Here is an 18,720-nt window from a genome sequence, read left to right as displayed (position 1 = left end):
CACGTCAGCGCCGAGTCCAGGAGGAACCATGGCGTCACACGACCGCGCAGCCGGCAGCACCGGGCCGGAATTACCCAGCCGCCGCGCCGTTCTGGCGACGATGAGCGCGCTTCCCGTCCTCGTGACCGCGGCGCCGGCTGCCGGGGCGTCCCGCACACCGTCCGCGGCAGCGGCTCCGGTGATCGTGGACCCGTCGGCGACACGGCAGACGATCCGGGGATTCGGCGGCATGAACCACCCGCTCTGGATCGGCGACCTGACCGCCGCCCAGAGGGACACGGCCTTCGGCAACGGCGAAGGCCAGCTCGGGTTCTCCGTGCTGAGGATCCCCGTCGCCGAGGACCGCGCGAACTGGAGCCGCGAAGTCGCAACGGCCAAGCGCGCCGTGGAACTCGGGGCGACCGTGTTCGCCTCGCCGTGGAATCCTCCCGCCGCCATGGTCGAGACCTTCGTCCGAGGCCAGCAGACCAACGCCAAACGGCTCCGCTACTCCATGTACGGCGCCTACGCGCAGCACCTGAACGACTTCGTCGCCTTCATGAAGAGCAACGGAGTGAATCTGTACGCCATCTCCGTGCAGAACGAGCCCGACTACGCCCATGACTGGACGTGGTGGACGCCGAGCGAGATGACCAGGTTCCTGCGGGAGAACGCCGGGTCCATCAGCACCAGGGTCATCGCCCCGGAGTCCTTCCAGTACGTGAAGAGCTTCTCCGACCCCGTCCTCAACGACGCCGCGGCGCTCGCGAACCTGGACATCCTCGGGGCGCACCTCTACGGCACGTCGTTCTCGAACTTCCCCTACCCCCTCTTCAAGCAGAAGGGCGGGGGCAAGGAACTCTGGATGACCGAGGTCTACTACCCCAACAGCACCGATTCGGCCGATCTGTGGCCCCAGGCTCTCGACGTCGCGGAACACATCCACCGCGCGATGGTGGACGCCGAGTTCCAGGCCTACGTGTGGTGGTACATCCGGCGCGGCTACGGACCCATGCGGGAGGACGGGCGGATCAGCAAACGCGGCGCCGGCATGGCGCACTTCGCCAAGTTCGTCCGCCCTGGACACGTGCGGATCGCCGTGACCGCCACCCCCCAGTCGAACGTCTACACCTCCGCGTACCGAGGCAGCGACTCCCGGGTGGTCATCGTCGCCGTCAACAAGGGAACCTCGGCGGTGAGCCAGCAGTTCACGCTGCGGAACAACGGCTCGTCCGGCGTGTCCTCCTGGTTGACCGACGCGAGCCGGAACCTCGCGCCCCAGAGCAGGATCACCGTGGCCAACGGCGCCTTCACCGCCCAGCTCCCGGCTCAGAGCGTGACGACCTTGGTCACCGGATAGCGCAGAACACCGCCGAGGAGGACGCGCCCCCGTTCCTCGCCGACGTGACAGCCGCTCGAAGAGCGCCCGCTCCGATCCGCGGGAGGTCGGACCGACGTGCCCCGGGAACCGCGCGCCGCCCGTCGTCGTCTTCTGCGCCGACTGTGGACGAGGCCGGAGCTGGGGGACGCTGTGACACGGAACATGACGAAGACGGGTCTCCTGGTGGTGGCCATGGCGACGGTGCTCGGAGCCTCGGCCTGCGGCGGCGGGAAGGCGGGCGCGACGTCCGGGCACGGCGGCGCGCTGCCCGCCCAGGGCGAGGGGCGGTCCGTGGCGTCCTCCGGGGACGCGGCGCGGTCCGGTGCGACGCCGACGTCCCCCGCCACGGTGGAGAAGCTGTCCGCGAACGCGCAGGGCACGGCATCGTCCCTCACCCGGCACGTTCCGTGGAACCTGGACATTCTGGACCAGCGGTCACGGCCGCTGAACGGGAAGCTCACCACCACCGCCACGGGCAAGGGCGTCCATGTGTATGTGATCGACACCGGAATGGACATCGCCCACAAGGAGTTCGGCGGACGCGCCCGCCTCGGCGCCGACTTCGTGGGCCCGAAGGACTCCGGCGACTGTTTCGGCGAAGACGGGGTGGGCCACGGCACGTTCGTCACGGGCGTCATCGGCGGGGCGAAGTACGGGGTGGCTCCCAAGGCGGACCTGGTACGGGTTCAGGGCATCGTGTGCGAGAGCGAGGGCGGCGGCTCCCCGGCTGCAGCCGAGGCAGCGCTGGTCAAGTCGGTCAAGTGGGTCACGGCTCACGCGCAGAAGCCCGCCGTGGTGAACATGTCGCTCAACCTCGGCCACCGGTCGGCGGCCCTGGAGACCGCGGTGAAGAAGATGGTCGACGCGGGCATTCCGACGGTCGTGTCAGCCGGCAACTACCACGACGACGCCTGCAAGCACTCCCCGGCCGGCGTCCCGGGCACGATCGTCGTCGCGGCCTCCACCCCGGCCGACCGCGTGTGGAACGACAGCGGCTCCTACGGTTCGGGCTACGGACGGTGCGTGGACCTCTACGCGCCCGGGCAGAAGGTGACCGCCGCCCTGGCCGGAGGCGGCACGGCGACGGAGGACGGCGGCGCGACGTCCTGGGCCGCACCCCATGCCACCGGCGTGATCGCCCTGTACCTCTCGGCACACCCGCACGCCACGGCACAGCAGGTCCACGTCTGGCTCGACCACACGGCCACCCGCGGCGTTCTGCACGGCGTCCGCTCCGACACCCCCAACCGGCTCCTCGACACGGGCGGCCTCTGACCGCCCGGCCGGGCCCGCTACTTGTGTCACCCCCCACTCACTCACGCCGGCAAGCCGTCGAAGACATGCTCGCAGTCGACGAAGACCCGGCCCGTCCAGACGGCCGCGGCCGCCGGTGTCGACTCAGCGCACGTGCAGCCCGAAACCCGTGCGGCCCGCGGGCTCCAGTCCCTCCCTCAGCTGCAGCGAAGGGATGTCGTAGTCGCCGAAGTTCTGTCGCCGGTACGCGATCGGCTCCGTCGACTCCAGGGTGAGCAGGCGTCGTTCCCAGGCCTTCGCGATGTCCGGACGGTCCGCGTCGGTCATCCGGTCGGCGCCGTACAGCACGAACGGCGGCAGTACCTCGATGCCCGGGTAGTACAGGATGCCGTGGTGGATCGGGAACAGCAGATCGTCGATGGGGCCGTTGATCCCGCGAGCCGCGTAGTGAGCCTCCGGGCCACCGACGGTCACCGACAGCAGGGCCCTCCTGCCCGCGAGGGCGCCTTCCCCGTAGCGCTCGCCGTACCGGGTGTCGCTGTGCTCGCCCACGCCGTACGCGAAGTGGCAGGTGAACACCCGGTCCACCCAGCCCTTGAGGATCGCGGGCATCGTGTACCACCACAACGGGAACTGGAAGACGATCGTGTCGGCCCACAGCAGCTTGTCCTGCTCGGCGATGACGTCCGCGGTGAGTGTCCCGGCGTCGAAGGCCCGCCCCGAATCCGCGACGACCTTCAAGGGGCGTGAGGCGCCGGGGCCGTAGTCGTCGGCGTCCACGACCGCCTTCCAGTTCATCGCGTACAGGTCGCTCACCCGCACCTCGTGCCCGGCGCTCTCCAAGGTGGTCACCGCGAGGTCCTTGAGCGAGCCGTTGAGCGACTTCGGCTCCGGGTGGGCGTAGACGATCAACGTCTTCATGGGAACTCCTTCGGATCGGATGCCCTCGATTCTGGGCACCGGTGCGCCCCGCGTTCAGGGGCGCCCGGTCCGTCGGACGGGACTTCCTGGTAACGGCAGGGCCACCCTCGTGGGCACCGTCCGAGGCCATACTGGGGACATGGACGATCTTGCGGGCTTTCTTCGGACCCGGCGTTCCAGGGTCGACCCCGCGGTCGTCGGCATTCCCGCCGACGGTCGCCGCCGGGTCGAAGGGCTGCGCCGGGAAGAGGTCGCGCACCTCTCCGGGGTCAGCGTCGACTACTACGTGCGCCTGGAGCAGGGCCGCGCCACACAGCCGTCCGAGCAGGTCCTCGACGCGCTCGCCGGCGTCCTCGGCCTCGACGAGACCGAACGCGGTCACCTCGGCCGGCTCGCCGGGCAGCGCCGCCGCCGCGCGAAGGCGCCGGGCGGACGGCTGCGGCCGGAACTCCTGCGCGTCCTCGACCTGGTCGCCGACGCACCCGCGCTCATTGTGGACCACCGCCTGGACGTTCTCGCCGGGAACCGCCTCGCCCACCTCCTCTACGGTCGGCCGACGGCGGGCATGAACACCGCCCGTCACATCTTCCTCGAGGAGGCCGAGCGCGGCCTGTACGGGGACTGGGAGAAGTGCACCCGCGACGTGGTCGGGCACCTGCGCCTGTCCGTCGGCCAGTTCCCCGAGGATCCGCGGCTGGCCTCGCTCATCGGCGAGCTGGCGATGGGCAGCGAGCGCTTCCGCCGCCTCTGGGCCCGTGCCGACGTGCGCGCCCGCACCCACGGACGCAAGGCGTACCGGCATCCCCTGGTCGGTCTGCTGGAGCTGCACCAGGAGAACTTCGCGCTGCCGGACGCGTCCGCCAGGGAACTGCTGGTGCTGTCCGCGCCTCCCGGCAGCCCCACCGAGGACGGACTGCGCCTGCTCGCCGGGCTGGGCGCCGGCAGCGGCGGCGAGGGGCATCGCGCCGCCCCGTAGCGGTGCAGGTGCCGGTCCACCCGGGCGCTGTCAGTGCCTGATGGCACCATCGGGGCATGAGCGGTGAGCCTTTCGACTGGCACGACTTCCTGGGACGTTGGCAGGCAGAGTGGGTCCCGGACGATCCCGAGGACGACTCCGGGGACAGCGAGTCCTTGGGCAGGCCCGGGGCGGACGAGGCGGCGCTCGCCGCGGCCGAGGAGCGGCTGGGGCGGCGGCTGCCGCCCTCGTACCGGGCCTTCCTGGCCGCGAGTGACGGATGGCGTGTGGACCAGACGGCCGGCGTCTACACGCTCGGCGGCGTCGCGGACATCGGCTGGTTCCAGGATCCGCACGGCCTCACTCCGCTGTACGAGCAGGAACTGGGCGACGCCCCGCGCGAGGAGGACGTCCTGCTGGCCGGGATGTGGCAACGGGCGCTGCGGCTGGAGACGGACTCGGACATGTCCCACGCCCTGCTCGACCCCGGCGACAGCGACCAGGACGGCGAGTGGGCGCTCTACGTGTACCAGGGGTGGAGCGGTGAGCTGCCCGCACGCCACCCGTCGTTTCGCGCGTACATGGAGGCCGTGTACCGAGGCTTCCACGGCAGCCGGGCGGGCAGACCCGACTTCGTGAACGCGACCACGCGCCTCCAGGACGCCCGGGTGGAGGAGGCCCGTCGGCTGGCTTTGCGCGGACGCCATGAAGAGGCCCTGCCCCTGCTCGAGGAGGCGCGGTCCTTCGGACGGCCGCACAGCCGCGTCCTGCTGCAGCAGTTGCAGCACCTGACGACACCGGGCCGCTCACAGGACTACGGCTTCCTCGCGGCCGACCCGCGGTACCTTCCGGAGGTTCTTCCGGTGGAGGCCATGACGCCGGCCCGCGGCGAGTGGCGGCTGGGCGGGGACGACCACTGGCTCGGAATGATGGCCGCCCGCGGCGTGGACCGCAGGACCGCCGAGACCGTGCTGAGCGCGATGCGGGACGGTGTCCACCGCTACGCGCCGCCCGGCCCATGGGGACGGGCCGTCGCCGAGGCCTGGGAGGAGGCCCGCTGGGGCGCGACCGACGCGGCGTGGCGGGTGCTGCGGGACGGGCTTGCGTCGTGGGAGCCGCCGGGACCCGAGCTCATCGCCCCGATCGGGCTGCTCGCCGATCCGTTCCTCGGCCCGCTGATCACCCCGGAGCGCGGACGGGAGATCCTCTCCACACCGCGGGCCGGAGAGGCGGGCGCCGCTCGTGACACGGCGCCCGATCCGGTGCCCGATCTCGACCCGCCGGGCCTCGCCTGGCTGACCGGGCCAACGGTCGACGGGCAGCCGCTCGACGGATACCGCTGTGTCTGGGTCGAGGGTGCGGACCCCGCCGCGCTGCCCGCCCTGCTCGGGCAGGAGGGCGCCGAACTGGACGTCCCCGCCACGGCGCGCGAGTTGTCCTGGCGAGCCTTCAGGCCCCGCGAGCGCGACGGCGTGGAACGGGTGGAACACTGGGAGGACCGTGCGGTGGTCGCCGTCGGGCGCACCGCGCAGGCGTGGGCCTTCGCCTTCGACGGCACGTGCGGTCGCCATCTGAACGAACGGTTCACCTCGCCCGCTGCGGCGGCCTCCGCGTCGGGCCGAGCGGTGGTCGTGTGGCGCGACCCGCGGGCGGCGTCCCCGCGGCATCGCCCTGCCGCTTTCCATCTCTCGGTCGCCGAGCTGGGCCGGGAGCTCTACGCGTTCACCGTGCGCGGTACGGAGACACGGCGCTCCGGCGAGATACCCGAGCGCCTGGACCCCGTGCGGCTGTTCCGTCCGGAGACGAGTGAACTCGACAACGAGCTGCGCGTGCTGGAGGCCCTGCACCTCGAACTCGGTCTGTCGCTCCCCCGCTTCGCACTGACACAGGGCAGGCTGCGCACCTTCACGACCCGGTCCTGGACCCGCGCGCCTCAGGCGGGCGAGCGATACGCCTGTCTCACCTTCGAGCGGGACCGGCGCCGGCCCTGAGTCAGCGCGGGATCCCACGGCCGGGGGACAGAACGCGGGCGGGCGGCCCGGCAGCGGATTGTCGGCCAATACCGCGCACACGCACCGTCGTCGCGGCAGATCGCGTCGCGGTGCCGGGCGGCCCGTCGGCGGAGTGTCCCGCGCATCGTCGGCGTCGTTCGCGGGCTTCCTCGTTCGGCTGCGCAACCGTTGCCCGGACCGGGCGCTCCGGCCGAGCGGCGCACGGGACACGGAGAACACGGACACGTGCCGTGCCATGGACACGCTCCGGGCGGTGCGGACGGCGTGACACGCCGTCGAAAGGGCGACGCCGTGGATATGCGGATGTGAAGCGGAATCCCTGGCCCCGGTGAAGCGCCGGCCCCTGCGTCCGTCCCGCACCGCCTGCACGGGCGCTTGTTCGTGAACAGTCGGTCGTCGGCCATATGTCGCCGTATGAGGCGACGACTGCGTACTGTGCGGCACTTGTCGCTGACGCTGAGCAATGGTTAGGCTCCCGCTCACTTTCACGACTCGCACACATTCGCCACCTGGATGTCGGCCGTACGGCGCGACGTCCCGGGCGCACGGGGGAGGTGGGGATCGTCGACGCGTCACCGATCCGCCGGCCTCCCCGGGGGCCCGTACCAGCGCACGACGAGCAGCTGCCCGCCGCCGACACGCCGCGCGACCTGAAGCGTCCGGCCCCGTCGGCCGATCCGCCCGCACCGGTGCACCGGGACCTCAGGATCCTGTGGTGGGTCAACGCGGTCGACGGACTCGGCAGCCAGGCCTCCGGGCTGGTCCTTCCGCTGCTGCTCCTGGAACTCGGCCACGGTCCTGGCACCGCGGGCTCGCTCGCCGGCGTCGCCGCGCTCACCGGGGTCGTCCTCGGACCGCTGCTCGCGATACCTGCGGACCGGGGACGGCGAAGACGCCTGATGACGGGGGCTGCGGCGCTCGCAGCCCTCGCGACGGGGGCACTGGCTCTCGTCTGTCTGGGCCGCCCCGCGTTATGGGTCGTGGTGTCCTTGGCCATGGCGGAGCGGCTGTGCGCCGTCGCCTACGAGGCGGCTTCGCGCGGGGCCCTCGTCCACCTGGCCGGCGTCGAGGAACTGCCGCGGGCGGCAGCCGGTATGCAGGTGGGCGACCAGGTTTCGCTCATCGCGGGTCCGGCGCTCGGCGGTGCCCTCTTCCAGCTCGCCCGGCCCGTGCCGTTCCTGGCCGACGCCCTCACCTACGCGGCGGCAGCACTGGGCGTACGAGCCCTCCGCACTCCCCTCGACTCCCCCGCCCCCGCCACGGCCCCGCACAGGCCGTCAGGCACCGGTAGCGGTGCCGGTATTGATGCCGGCACCGGTAGGGATACCGGCCGGCGCGCATCGTGGACCGACCGGCTGGGCGCCGCGAAAGCCGGTGTGGTGACGGTGGCCGCCTCCCCCGTGCTGCGCCTCGTCCTGGTCTGGACGTCGACGGCCGGGGGCGCCCTGACGCTGCTGTTCTACACCGCGCTGTTCCGGCTGGGCGGCGACGCACGAAGCGCTGCCGCCGGCCTGGTCCTCGCCACGGCCGGAGCCGCCGGTCTGCTGGGCTCGCTGGTCGCCGCCCCCCTGGTGCGACGGCTCGGTGCGGTACGCCTACTGACCCTGGCAGCCTGGCTGTTGCCCCTTCCCTGCGGCTCGCTGGTGTGGGCGCAGGGCGCGATCGGCTGGGGAGCGGCGTTCGCCGGGCTGTCCTTGCTCGTGCCGTTGATCACCGTGGTCCTGTCCAGTGCCGCCGTGGCGTGCACACCCGTCGCCCTCCAGTCGCGCACCGCGAGTGTGCTCGGCTCGGCCTCCGCGCTGGCAGCGGCGAGCGCACCGCCGCTCGCCGGCGTCCTCGTCACCGCAGGCACCGTCCGCACGCCCGCGTTGCTGTGCACCGCGCTGTTCGCCGCCCTCGCCCTGTACACGCAGCTCAGAGCCACAGCCGTGCTGCGCGCGGGGGCGTCGGCCGCCGCGCACAGCAGGGCGGGGACGGGGGACGGCCGTGGGTGACGCCTTCAGGGTCTACCTCAGCGCGCTGCCGCACGTGTGCCCCGGCGACGCCCGGCGCATGGTGCTGACGGCCGACGCCGACGGCCGATGCGAGGTCTTCACCTGGGACGCGGCCACCCGACGCACACGACAGGTCACCGACCGGCCCGAGGGCACGGTGCACTGCGCCGTCGACTCCGACGCGTACGTATGGTGGTTCGACGAGGACGCCGCCGGCCGGGGGCACTGGTGGTTCCAGCCGTTCGACGGGGGCTGCCGGCTGCCCGGCCTGCCAGGGGCCCCGGCAGGCCTCCCGCGCGGACTGGCGGTCACGGCCGACGGGACGGTCGCCGCGGCGCTCGCACCCCGCGACGGCGGCACCCGGCTGCTGCTGGGCCGGCGCGGCCGGGCCCCACGCGACGTCTTCGGCGTCACCGGGGAGGGCCGGCTGGGCGGTGTCACGCCGGAGGGCGACCTGGTGGCCCTCGCGATCGTGTCCGACGGCGACGCGAGCGTCAGCGTCGTCACCTCGACGGGCCGGGTCGTCGCCGAACTGCCCGAAGCGGGCAGCCCCGAGGGAAGACTGTGGTGCCGGGGCTTCTCGCCACGGCCGGGCCGTCGCGAACTGCTGCTGGTGCACGAACTGGAGGACGGCTACCAGCTGGCCACGTGGACACCGCACCGCGGCCTCGTGACCCACCCCTGGTGCGATTTCGACACGGAGATCACCGCCCACTGGTACCCCGACACCGACGACGTGCTGGTGCGTCAGGAGCGCCACGGACGCTCGCTGCTGCACCGGGTGTCCCTGCACCGCCGTACCCGCCGTATCGTCCCGACCGCCCCGGGCACCCTGCTCGACGCGGCCCCGCGCGCGGGCGGGGCCCTGCACTACCTGTGGACGGACACCGCCCACCCGCCCGTGCCGCGCGCCACCGACGGGGTCGCCCTGCCGACGCCCGGTCTCCTGCCCCGCGTTCCCGGACGGCACACCGAGCTGTGGACCCCGACGCCACACGGCCCGGTCCACACCCTGCTCAGCCTGCCGCTCTCCGAAGGCCGCCCGCCCGCCGGCGACCGCCCGCACTCCGACGCGGGCCCCGGCGGCGACCCCGTGCCACCGCCGACCGTGTTCCTGGTGCACGGCGGGCCCGCCGACCACGACCGGGACGCGTACGACGCCACGGTGCACTCCCTGGTGGCCTCCGGCTATGCCGTCGCACGGGTCAACTACCGCGGCTCGACCGGCTACGGCCCCGCCTGGCGACGGGCGCTCGCGGCAGGCGTCGGTCATCCACAGGTCGACGACCTGGCCGCCGTCCGGGCCGACCTCGTCCGTCGCGGGCTCGCCGACGACCGCGCCACCGCCCTGTGGGGCGTCTCCTGGGGGGCGTACCTGGTGCTGCTCGCCCTCGGCACCCGCCCCGGGCTGTGGCAGGCCGGCGTCGCGGTGAAGCCCGTCGCCGACTGGGTGACCGCCCACCGGCTGACCACACCCGCGCTGCGCGCCCTCGACGTGCGCTGGTTCGGCGGCACTCCGCAACAGGTTCCCGACCGTTACGCCCGCAGCTCGCCCCTCACCTTCGCGCCGCAGGTGACGGCGCCTCTGCTCGTGGTCGGCGCGGACAAGGACGTCAAGTGCCCGCCCGAGCAGATCCGCAGCTACCTCGACGCCCTGACCGCCGCGGGAGTGGCCCACGAGCAGATGTGGCTCGACACCGGCCACGACGGCTACGACGGGGCGACGCACGTCGCCGTCCTGCGTCGTTCCCTGATCTTCCTGCGCACGCACCTGCCCGTACCGGCGCCCCGCGCCCCCTCGCGTCCCCCGGCACAGCCGGGTGGACCCCGGTCCCGCTGCTGACCGACGCAACGGGACCGGGCCGTGCACAGCACCACCCGCCCGAAGCACACGCCATGAACCCGAGAAGGAGGACGACCATGCAGAAGGACATCATCCACAACGATCCGCTCGCGGGCGACGAGGAGAACCGCAAGCCGGGCATCGGCATCACGATCACGATCCCGTTCCGCAACGCCGCCGAGAGCGACGACGAGGAGTGACCCACGGCCCGGCCGGCCCGACGCGACAAGGGCCGGCCGGGCTCCCCGCATCTCCCGTCCTGCCGGCCGCCCGTGCGCAAGGAGCCCACCGTGCGCGTTCTTCTCGTCAACATGCCCTGGTCCCCGATCGACCTGCCCTCATTGGCGCTCGGCATCCTGAAACGAAGCGTCGACGACAAAGTCCGGGACGCGACGTGCGAGGTGCTGCACGCCAATCTGGAGTTCACCGACTGGATCACCAGCCGCACCGAGTTCACCGCCGAGGACTACGAGTACTACGCCCTGTCCTCCTACTTCCTCGGCTGCGGTGACTGGGTGTTCTCCTCGGCGCTCTACGACGACCCGGAGTGGAGGGAGTCCGAGTTCGTCGACGTGATGGCGTCGAAGCTGCGCCGCTCCAGGATGCGCATGACCCGTGAACTCCACCGGCTCGTGCCCGAGTTCGTCGCGGACGTGGCCCGCCGTGTGGTGGATCTTCAGCCCGACGTGGTCGGGTTCACCTCCACTTTCCAGCAGAACACCGCGGCGCTGGCGGCGGCCCGGCAGATCAAACGCCTCGCCCCGCACATCGTGACCGTCATGGGCGGGGCCAACTGCGACGCCGAGCAGGGCGCCGCCGTGCACCGCAACTTCCCCTTCGTGGACTACGTGGTCCGCGGCGAGGGCGAGGACGCCTTTCCCCGGCTGCTGTCCGCGCTGCGCGACGGCGACCCGACGGCCGCGGCGGCCGTCCCGGGGCTGTGCCACCGCACGCAGGACGACCGGCACACGGCCAACCCCATGCCGACCGGACCGCTGCCGCCCGCGGCGATCCTGCCGCCCGACTACAGCGGCTACTTCGAACGTCTCGCCGCGTCCGTGGCACGCAACTGGGTGGAGCCCAAACTGGTCGTGGAGGGTGCGCGCGGCTGCTGGTGGGGAGAGAAGCACCACTGCACCTTCTGCGGCCTCAACGGCTCCTTCATGGAGTTCCGCAGCAAGAGCCCCGACACCTTCTACCGGGAGATCATGGATCTGGCGGAGCGCCACCGGGTGCTCGACATGTACGTGGTCGACAACATCCTGGACATGCGCTACCTGTCCACCGTCCTGCCCCGCATCGTCGACAGCGGCTACGACCTGCGCATGCACATCGAGATCAAGGCCAACATGCGGCGCCCGCAGCTGCAGGTGCTGGCGGACGCCGGGCTCATCTACGTCCAGCCCGGCATCGAAAGCCTCAACAGCCGTGTCCTCGACCTCATGGACAAGGGCGTCAGCGGCTGCCAGAACGTCCGCATGCTCCGCGACGCGGCCGAGACCGGACTGTCGGTGTCCTGGAACTACCTGCACGGCTTCCCCGGGGAGACCCCGGACGACTACGAACCCGTCATCCGTCAGCTCCCCGCCCTGGAACACCTCAACCCGCCGGTCGACCTGTCCGCCCGCATCGCGATCGAACGCTTCAGCCCGTACTTCAAACGCCCGGAACTGGGCTTCACCGGGCTGCGGCCCGAGGAGCACTACCTGTTCACCTACGACCTGCCCGAGGCGGAACTGCACGACCTCGCGTACGTCTTCCAGGCTCCGGAGCGCGGCATCGGCGAACCGACGGTCACTCTCCTCAACGACGCCATCGCCGCCTGGAAGAAGCACCACGCCGACGCCCGCCTCACCCACACCGACCTGGGCGACCGGATTCTGCTGGTCAGCAGGCGGCCGTCCTTCCCCTGGCGGACGATGCAGCTCACCGATCCGTTCGAGACCGCCGCCTTCCGCCTCCTGGACCAGCCGCACACCGTCGCGGCGCTGCACCGCAAGCTGACATCGGCCGCCGGGCTCCCAGAGGGCGCGTCGTGCACGGCGCCGGACGTGGAGGCGCTGCTCAAGGAGTGGGTCGCCCACGGTGTGGTGTTCACCGACGCGGGCCAGTACGTGCACATCGCCCCCGCGGCCGTGAACCAGGACCTGCTGCGCCTGGACTACATGCGCCACACCCACACCCGCGGGGAGACCACGGCGGCGACCGGAGCGGGGACGCAGCCCGCGTCCGTCCCGTCCTGAGCGCCGGACCCCGATCACCGATCACCGATCACCGGACGGGATACCCGTCGACCGCCCGCCGACCGCTGCCCGCCGCCCGAACCGGACGAAGGACCACGCATGACAGCAACCGCACCGGAGTTCGCGATACGCGCCTGGCGCGACTTCGACCCGCAGGCCCGCCTTCTGCCGGGCATGTCGCTGGGATCCCTCCCGGTGACCGCGCAGACCCACGAGGTCGAACGCCTCTGGGACCTTGGCGTGCGCCACGCCGAACTCGACGCGGACGTCGACCTGTCCACCGGCGATCCGACGACCCATCGCCGGGCCGTCGACCGGCTGTGCCTGGTCCGCGACCTCACCGCACGCGCCGTCTCCGTCGACTGGGACCTTCGCCTCTCACCCCGGGAGTCCGCCCACCACTGGAAGGTCCTGTCCCACCTTCAGCCGCCGCGCGCCATCACCGGTCTCGAAGACGCGCAGGAGGCACTGCACGCCTGGCGGACCCGGCACTACCTGTGCAAGCTCGTCTGGCGTCAAGGGCCGGGGTTCGTCCAGATCCGGGACCGCCGTTGGGGGGACCTGCGCCGCTTCACCGCCGACGAACCCCGCTACCGGGAGGCCATCGCCCTTCTGGGTACGGGTGTGCACCACGCCGACGTGGACGCGGACGTCCTGCGGGAGTTCACGACCGAGCACCTCGTCCTGCGCGTCGGCGAGCTCGCCTGGTGGCTGCCCTATCGGGTCTCGCGCTGGCTCCAGGAGGCCATGGCCGTGTGAGCCGCGCGAGCCCTGTCACCGTCGCCGCGCTCGCCGCACCCCGGGCCGCCTCGTGCTGATCGAGGCCTCGCGGTCGACGAGTCGGGCAGCGAGGACGGCCACGAACGCGGCGAGCACGTCCCCGGGCGCGGCACGCCGGTCCTCGCCCCAGGCCGCAGGGACCGGGCGCCGAGCCGGCGGCGGCATGACACTTGTCATACGCAACACCGGACGAGCGGCACTGACACCCCGAACCGCCTCGTCCGTACGGTACTTCCCATGACGAAGAACAACGGGAAGAGCCCGCAGAAGACCGATGTCAAGGTGAGCCTGATCGGCGGTCACCGCCTGGCGGGAGCCACCCTGCACGAGCGGACCGTCACCGCCTCCCTCATCGGTGGCGCGGACATCGACCTGACGGACGTCGACATCCCCGACAGCGCCGAGCTGCGCATCACCAAGCTGAGCCTGATCGGCGGCGTCAGTCTCAGGGTCCGCCGTGACGTCAGGGGGCCCCGTGGAGGTCCGCGGGCTGCGTCTCGGCGGTGTCAAGGACGAAGGGCCGAGTGAGCCGGGCGGCCCGACGGTGCGCATCGACGCGTGGGGCCTCGTCGGCGGCGTCACCGTCCACCGCTCCTAGCGCCCTGACCCGAACTGGATTCGTCGGGCCTCCGCCTGGGCAGTGGACTCCCTGAATGTCATGAGCACGACTGCCCTTTCCCCACAAGGAGGTCGATCATGCACGTCCGTACGCTCACCGGCGGCCTGGCCGCTGCCTGTCTGATGTCGCTGGCCCTGGCAGGCGGTCACGCCTCGGCCTCCCCTCGCCTCACGAGCGCCCCGGCAGCCGCCGCCCGTGTCCTGACCTACGACGCCGGCGGCTCCGCGGAGTTCCGCAGCGCCGTCGACCGCGGCGCGGCGATCTGGAACGAGAGCGTCGACGCCGTGGTGCTCCGGCCCGCTGCCGCCGGGCAACGGGCGAACATCCGCGTCCTCGCGGACGACGGCTGGCCGCGTGCCCTGCCCACCGCCCTGGGCAGCGGCACGGTGTACATCGGCCGCCAGGCCGTGGACCAGGGCTATGACACGGTCCGCATCTCCGCGCACGAACTCGGGCACATCCTGGGTCTGCCGGATCGCAAGCCGGGTCCGTGCTCGAGTCTGATGTCCGGTTCCAGCGCGGGCACCTCGTGCACGAACCGGTACCCGAACTCCGCGGAGAGGACCGAGGTCGAGGGGAACTTCGGCGGCGCCCTCGTCGGCCGGGATCCGGCGGCGGGCCGCGAGGTGATCGTGGACTGACGTCCCCCAGAGCGTCGTCGGCCGCCTGGCGCCGTACCACGCGCCGGACTGCGTCAGGCGGCAGGCGCCGGGCGCCTGCGCCGGGTGCGACGTGGACCGGGACCGTCCGGTGTGCCGCGGCGGTCCGACCGTCGGCCCGGCGTCAGTCCGCCGTCTGCGCCGGGCCCTGTGTCACCCTGCGCAGCAGCGGCCTGCTGCCGGTGATCGCAGCGAGCATGGCCAGCCCGCCGACGGTCACGCAGATCACCAGCTGCACGGCGCCGGAGGTGTTCATCGTGGTGCCCGCGGCCTTGTTGAGCTGCATGGCGCCGAAAACGCCCATCGCGGTGGTGCCGCCTGCCAGCACGGCCAACGGGATGACGGTCTCGCGGATCCGGGCTCGATCCAGCATCTTCAGCGGGGCGCCGGACAGCCGCAACAGGCCGTACACCCGGCGTCGGTCCAGGACGTTCGCTGCGGCCGTCAGCCCTGCGGAGGCGGCGGCGACGAGGAAACTCAGCACCAGGGTCGCGGTGCTGACGGTGGCGACGCGGGCGATGACGATGTCGTCCGGCGCGGACACGTACTCCTGTGTGACCGGGTACCTGCCCGACCCGAGGGGCGTCAGCGCGGTGACCGCCGTGTCGATGGCCGCCCGGCCGCCGGACACCTGGGCGATCACTCCGTCCACACCACCGAGCAGGCCGTCATAGGCGTCCTCGTTCGTCACGGTGACGGTCGCCGTGACGTCGGCCCTGTGCAGCAGCGTGCGGGCCTCGGCGGCGGCGTGCCGGGCGTCGGCGGCGTTCGCGGTGATCACCGCGACCTGACCCTGGTGGTTCGCGCCGTCGATGCTGAGCGTACTGACCGAGAAGAACCCGGCCACGAACCCGGCGAGCACCAGGCCGCTGACGGTGCGCCAGGCCCCGCGCGGGTCGTCGCTGAGCCGGCGCGCGGCGAGCAGCGTGGCCGGGCGCCTGGCCCGGCGACCCACGATCCGCCCCAGCCGGTCCACGACCCAGGGGCCGAACAGCCAGAACGCGCCGTAGAAGAGCACCAGCAGGGCGGCCAGCTGACGAGGCTTCAGCTGGCCGCTGTCACTCGTGGTCATCCAGATGTAGCCGAGCACTGCGACGAACAGCACCAGGCGGATCGCGCGGGTGCGACGCGGATTCGCCTGCTGGGCGACGCCCAGAGGTGAGGTGGCCACCTGACGGAGCATCGTCACCGCGCTCAGGGTGATCAACGCGGTGACGGCCGCCACCACCGCCGTGAGCCAGGGCAGTCCCACCCACAGCCGGCCGGTGTACCAGGCGCCGACGCCGTACGGCAGCGCGGCGAGCGCGGGCAGCAGTGCCGTGTAGGCGAGCGCCCCGGCCAGCGCGCCGACCGCGCCGACGGCCGCCGCCTCGACGGCGGTCATCGCGAGAATCTGCCGCGGGGTCGCCCCGGCCAGCCGCAGCGCGGCGAGCCGCTGTTCACGGCGGGCCGCGCCGAGCCGTCCGGCGGCCGAGGCCAGCACCACGACCGGCACGATCAGGAGCACCACGCCCAGCAGGACGGATCCCTGGTCGACGGCGGTGAACACACTCGGCCCGGCGCCGGTGAATCCGGAGATCAGCGCGCGCTCGGTCAGCCTCTCGTCGAAGTAGCTCTGCCCGCCGGCGGTCGCGGCGACGGTCGGATCGGAAGGCGCTCGTCCGACCACCGCGACCAGTTCGTCGGGCGAGGCGAGGCCGGCGGCGCCGATCGTGCCGTAGGACCTCACCTTCGGGAAGCGGTCGGCGAGTTGGCCGGCCGGAAGCTCGTGCAGCAGCACCGCAAGGGCGGGTGAGACATACACCTCGCCCGGCTTCGGGAAGGCGGTCAGACCGGGAGGCGCGGGCGTCCTGTCCCGGCCGGCCAGCTGCGCCAGGTTCACGACGGTGACGGGTTCGTCGCGGGCGTACGTGGCGGTCGTGACCTGCACGGCCGTCGCCCGCTGCACCGGTACCGCATCAGGGGCGCGCCATGTGGTGTGGTCTGCGCGAGCGCCCGCGCCGAGCGTGGCGGCGATCATCACCAGCAGGAGGAACGCGCCCATGGCGGCGGCGCCGGCCGCGAGCACCTGGGACTGGAGGCCGCGGCGACCGGAGGATTTGGCGAGGTGCCAGGTCAGGGGCAGGACAGGGGAACGCACGGGAGTCACTCCAGCGGGATCAGGCGACGGTGTACTGGGTGTGGCCGCTGATGCGGCCGTCGCGGACCTGCAGGACCCGCCCGCAGTGGGCGGCGACGTCCGCGTCGTGGGTGACCATGACCAGGGCGGCGCCGGTCTCCCGGGTCGCGAAGGTCAACAGCTGGACCACTTCCGTGCTGGTGCGCTGGTCGAGGGCGCCGGTCGGTTCGTCGGCGAAGACCACGTCCGGCTCGACGGCCAGGGCGCGGGCGATGGCGACCCGCTGCGCCTGCCCTCCGGAGAGCTGGCCGGGGCGGCGGTGTTCCAGGCCTTTGAGGCCCAGCGGGCCGAACCATCGGCGGGCGCGGGAGACGGCCTCGCGGCGCGGCACGCCCTCCAGCATCAGCGGCAGGGCGGCGTTCTCCTCGGCGGGCAGCTCGGGCAGCAGCTGGCCGAACTGGAAGACGAACCCGAAGCGCTTGCGCCGCAGGGCGCTCAGCCTGTTCTCGCCGAGGTCGTCGATGCGCCTCAGATCCTCGGCCGGGGGCCCGCTCTCGCTTCGTTCGGCGCGCAGCAGCACCTGCCCGTCGTCGGGGCGGACGATGCCGGCGAGGAGGTGCAGGAGGGTCGACTTGCCGGACCCTGACGGACCCATGATCGCCAGTGAGTCGCGCTCGCCGACCTCGACGTCCACGCCGTCCAGGGCGGTGGTGGATCCGTACTTCTTCACGAGGCCGTGACCGGCCAGTACCGTGCTCATGGTCTGTCGTGTCTCCGTCTCAGCGCTCGAACGCCCAGGTGAGGCTGTGAGCGCCGGCCTTGGTCACCCGCACGGGGATCTCGACCGTCTTGCCGTCGCTCTTCTTGCCGGTGCAGGTGACGGTGGCTCCGGCCACCGCCTTGAGCCCGGTCGGGCAGGTGACGCCGGAGACCTTGTCACCGACCCAGGGCAGCGGGTGGTACTTGCTCTGGGTGCGGCCCGCGACGATGTCCGCCGAGAGCGCCCGGTGGCCGTCCACCGACACGGTGGTCCGGGCGTCCAGGCCCGTGGTCGACTCGGTTCCGGAGAGCAGACAGGTGCCGATTCCGCCGAGCGCGACCACCGCGGTCGCGCCCCCGACGGCGCCGACGAGGAACTTGTTGCGCTGCATCGCCTACTCCTGATGTCCGTGGTGAGGATGTGGCTCCACCTTGGCCCGCGCCCCCGGGCGCACGCCTCGGCCGAACGGTCAGGATCGGTGGTCCGGGCTCGCCGGGGCCCTCGGCCGTTCGGCTGATCCCGCTGCCGGAGCTCCCGGCCGACGAGGCGTCGCACGCCGACGATGCCGGACCGGGAATGGTTCATCCGGCAGGGTGCGGTGTTCCTCACGAGACGTAGTCGGCGATCCCGTTCCGAGACCGCTCCCCCACCACGTAACATTCAGGCCGAATCAGTCAACTGCCGCGGTTGCCCGCTTAGTTGGAGAATTCTCCGCACCACGACCAAGGGCGACCGCGCAAGGGGGAAGGAAAAACCGAGATGACGTCATCCAGTCTGCGCCGGCGCGTCGCCGGAACCGCAGCCACCGTTCTCCTGATCGGCGCCGGCGCCCTGGCGACCGCGCCCTCCGCGTCGGCCAAGGCCAATCTGCTGTCCATCGAGAAGGTGTCACTGCGCACCCCCGGCCTGCAGGTGAAGGTCACCTACTCCTGCGACGTCGGCATGGACCACGAGCTCGTCGCCAACGCGAGGACGCTCAACCACAGCTCCCATGACCAGTCCATCGCTGCGGGCACCGTGAAGAAGGACCAGCTGGTCTGCGACTACAACGACCATGTCGCGCTGGTGACCATGCGCCCGGCCGCAGGGTCGCACTTCGACAAGGGGGACAAGGTCGAGGTCACCGTCTTCTACTTCGACAACGACGGGTTCAGGTACGCCGACGACGAAGCGACCGCCGTCCTCTAGGGCGGGCCTGCGC

General features: G+C 72.2%; 16 protein-coding genes. 12 read left to right on the top strand and 4 right to left on the bottom strand.

Annotated features, from left to right (window positions below):
• The first annotated feature begins 100 nt into the window (after positions 1 to 100).
• Positions 101 to 1,339: a glycoside hydrolase family 30 beta sandwich domain-containing protein gene (locus ACN6LD_RS22745; RefSeq protein WP_319196392.1), complete on the top strand. Its 1,239-nt coding sequence runs from the start codon at positions 101 to 103 to the stop codon at positions 1,337 to 1,339.
• Positions 1,340 to 1,522: 183 nt separating this feature from the next.
• On the top strand, positions 1,523 to 2,635 hold the full coding sequence (locus ACN6LD_RS22740; protein ID WP_445044125.1) for a S8 family peptidase: 1,113 nt from the start codon (positions 1,523 to 1,525) through the stop codon (positions 2,633 to 2,635).
• Positions 2,636 to 2,758: 123 nt separating this feature from the next.
• On the opposite strand, the gene ACN6LD_RS22735 is transcribed toward ACN6LD_RS22740, so the two are convergent.
• Positions 2,759 to 3,535 (bottom strand): NAD(P)H-dependent oxidoreductase, encoded by a 777-nt coding sequence (locus ACN6LD_RS22735; protein ID WP_445044124.1) that lies wholly within the window; start codon positions 3,533 to 3,535, stop codon positions 2,759 to 2,761.
• Positions 3,536 to 3,674: 139 nt separating this feature from the next.
• Here ACN6LD_RS22735 and ACN6LD_RS22730 point away from each other — a divergent pair, with 139 nt between their 5' ends.
• The 9 genes from ACN6LD_RS22730 (at position 3,675) to ACN6LD_RS22690 (ending at position 14,622) form a co-directional block, all read left to right on the top strand.
• Complete coding sequence (locus tag ACN6LD_RS22730; RefSeq protein ID WP_445044123.1) at positions 3,675 to 4,511, top strand: helix-turn-helix transcriptional regulator; 837 nt, start codon at positions 3,675 to 3,677, stop codon at positions 4,509 to 4,511.
• A gap of 56 nt (positions 4,512 to 4,567) precedes the next feature.
• Positions 4,568 to 6,481 carry an SMI1/KNR4 family protein gene (locus tag ACN6LD_RS22725; RefSeq protein ID WP_445044122.1) on the top strand — a complete coding sequence of 638 codons (1,914 nt, stop codon included), beginning with the start codon at positions 4,568 to 4,570 and terminating at the stop codon, positions 6,479 to 6,481.
• Between the two features lie 575 nt (positions 6,482 to 7,056).
• Entirely contained in the window at positions 7,057 to 8,496 is a 1,440-nt protein-coding gene (locus ACN6LD_RS22720) for an MFS transporter (protein ID WP_445044121.1), read from the top strand.
• Complete coding sequence (locus ACN6LD_RS22715) at positions 8,489 to 10,339, top strand: alpha/beta fold hydrolase (protein WP_445044120.1); 1,851 nt, start codon at positions 8,489 to 8,491, stop codon at positions 10,337 to 10,339. Before ACN6LD_RS22720 ends, ACN6LD_RS22715 begins: the two co-directional genes overlap by 8 nt.
• Positions 10,340 to 10,416: 77 nt before the next feature.
• Positions 10,417 to 10,539 (top strand): hypothetical protein, encoded by a 123-nt coding sequence (locus tag ACN6LD_RS22710; protein ID WP_266720057.1) that lies wholly within the window; start codon positions 10,417 to 10,419, stop codon positions 10,537 to 10,539.
• 90 nt (positions 10,540 to 10,629) lie between these two features.
• The gene (locus tag ACN6LD_RS22705) at positions 10,630 to 12,582 is read left to right on the top strand and encodes a RiPP maturation radical SAM C-methyltransferase (RefSeq protein WP_445044119.1); all 1,953 of its coding nucleotides are present in this window, start codon (positions 10,630 to 10,632) and stop codon (positions 12,580 to 12,582) included.
• Between the two features lie 99 nt (positions 12,583 to 12,681).
• Positions 12,682 to 13,341: a DUF5825 family protein gene (locus ACN6LD_RS22700; protein ID WP_319186874.1), complete on the top strand. Its 660-nt coding sequence runs from the start codon at positions 12,682 to 12,684 to the stop codon at positions 13,339 to 13,341.
• A 258-nt stretch (positions 13,342 to 13,599) separates the two neighbouring features.
• Positions 13,600 to 13,890, top strand: coding sequence for a hypothetical protein (locus ACN6LD_RS22695; RefSeq protein WP_445044118.1), 291 nt, complete (start codon positions 13,600 to 13,602; stop codon positions 13,888 to 13,890).
• 168 nt (positions 13,891 to 14,058) lie between these two features.
• Positions 14,059 to 14,622, top strand: a complete 564-nt coding sequence (locus tag ACN6LD_RS22690; RefSeq protein ID WP_319186872.1) for a snapalysin family zinc-dependent metalloprotease — start codon at positions 14,059 to 14,061, stop codon at positions 14,620 to 14,622.
• A gap of 142 nt (positions 14,623 to 14,764) precedes the next feature.
• On the opposite strand, the gene ACN6LD_RS22685 is transcribed toward ACN6LD_RS22690, so the two are convergent.
• From ACN6LD_RS22685 to ACN6LD_RS22675, 3 genes are read right to left on the bottom strand one after another with little or no spacing between them, the layout of a single operon-like run.
• The gene (locus tag ACN6LD_RS22685) at positions 14,765 to 16,780 is read right to left on the bottom strand and encodes an FtsX-like permease family protein (RefSeq protein WP_319186871.1); all 2,016 of its coding nucleotides are present in this window, start codon (positions 16,778 to 16,780) and stop codon (positions 14,765 to 14,767) included.
• Between the two features lie 19 nt (positions 16,781 to 16,799).
• Complete coding sequence (locus ACN6LD_RS22680) at positions 16,800 to 17,519, bottom strand: ABC transporter ATP-binding protein (RefSeq protein ID WP_319186870.1); 720 nt, start codon at positions 17,517 to 17,519, stop codon at positions 16,800 to 16,802.
• A gap of 19 nt (positions 17,520 to 17,538) precedes the next feature.
• Positions 17,539 to 17,910 carry a DUF4333 domain-containing protein gene (locus ACN6LD_RS22675; RefSeq protein ID WP_319186869.1) on the bottom strand — a complete coding sequence of 124 codons (372 nt, stop codon included), beginning with the start codon at positions 17,908 to 17,910 and terminating at the stop codon, positions 17,539 to 17,541.
• A 368-nt stretch (positions 17,911 to 18,278) separates the two neighbouring features.
• On the opposite strand from ACN6LD_RS22675, the gene ACN6LD_RS22670 reads away from it, so the two are divergent.
• Entirely contained in the window at positions 18,279 to 18,707 is a 429-nt protein-coding gene (locus tag ACN6LD_RS22670) for a hypothetical protein (protein WP_445044117.1), read from the top strand.
• Positions 18,708 to 18,720: the final 13 nt, after the last annotated feature.

The organism is Streptomyces sp. SAS_272, assembly GCF_052543235.1.
The sequence above is the reverse complement of the archived record's forward strand: the minus strand, read 5'-3'. Positions and strand labels throughout refer to the sequence as shown.

Excerpts from the sequence above, each read along its gene's own strand:
- ACN6LD_RS22745 (WP_319196392.1), top strand. The coding sequence starts at position 101 with ATGAGCGCGCTTCCCGTCCTCGTGACCGCGGCGCCGGCTGCCGGGGCG.
- ACN6LD_RS22740 (WP_445044125.1), top strand. The coding sequence starts at position 1,523 with ATGACGAAGACGGGTCTCCTGGTGGTGGCCATGGCGACGGTGCTCGGA.
- ACN6LD_RS22735 (WP_445044124.1), bottom strand. The coding sequence starts at position 3,535 with ATGAAGACGTTGATCGTCTACGCCCACCCGGAGCCGAAGTCGCTCAAC.
- ACN6LD_RS22730 (WP_445044123.1), top strand. The coding sequence starts at position 3,675 with ATGGACGATCTTGCGGGCTTTCTTCGGACCCGGCGTTCCAGGGTCGAC.
- ACN6LD_RS22725 (WP_445044122.1), top strand. The coding sequence starts at position 4,568 with ATGAGCGGTGAGCCTTTCGACTGGCACGACTTCCTGGGACGTTGGCAG.
- ACN6LD_RS22710 (WP_266720057.1), top strand. The coding sequence starts at position 10,417 with ATGCAGAAGGACATCATCCACAACGATCCGCTCGCGGGCGACGAGGAG.
- ACN6LD_RS22700 (WP_319186874.1), top strand. The coding sequence starts at position 12,682 with ATGACAGCAACCGCACCGGAGTTCGCGATACGCGCCTGGCGCGACTTC.
- ACN6LD_RS22695 (WP_445044118.1), top strand. The coding sequence starts at position 13,600 with ATGACGAAGAACAACGGGAAGAGCCCGCAGAAGACCGATGTCAAGGTG.
- ACN6LD_RS22690 (WP_319186872.1), top strand. The coding sequence starts at position 14,059 with ATGCACGTCCGTACGCTCACCGGCGGCCTGGCCGCTGCCTGTCTGATG.
- ACN6LD_RS22680 (WP_319186870.1), bottom strand. The coding sequence starts at position 17,519 with ATGAGCACGGTACTGGCCGGTCACGGCCTCGTGAAGAAGTACGGATCC.
- ACN6LD_RS22675 (WP_319186869.1), bottom strand. The coding sequence starts at position 17,910 with ATGCAGCGCAACAAGTTCCTCGTCGGCGCCGTCGGGGGCGCGACCGCG.
- ACN6LD_RS22670 (WP_445044117.1), top strand. The coding sequence starts at position 18,279 with ATGACGTCATCCAGTCTGCGCCGGCGCGTCGCCGGAACCGCAGCCACC.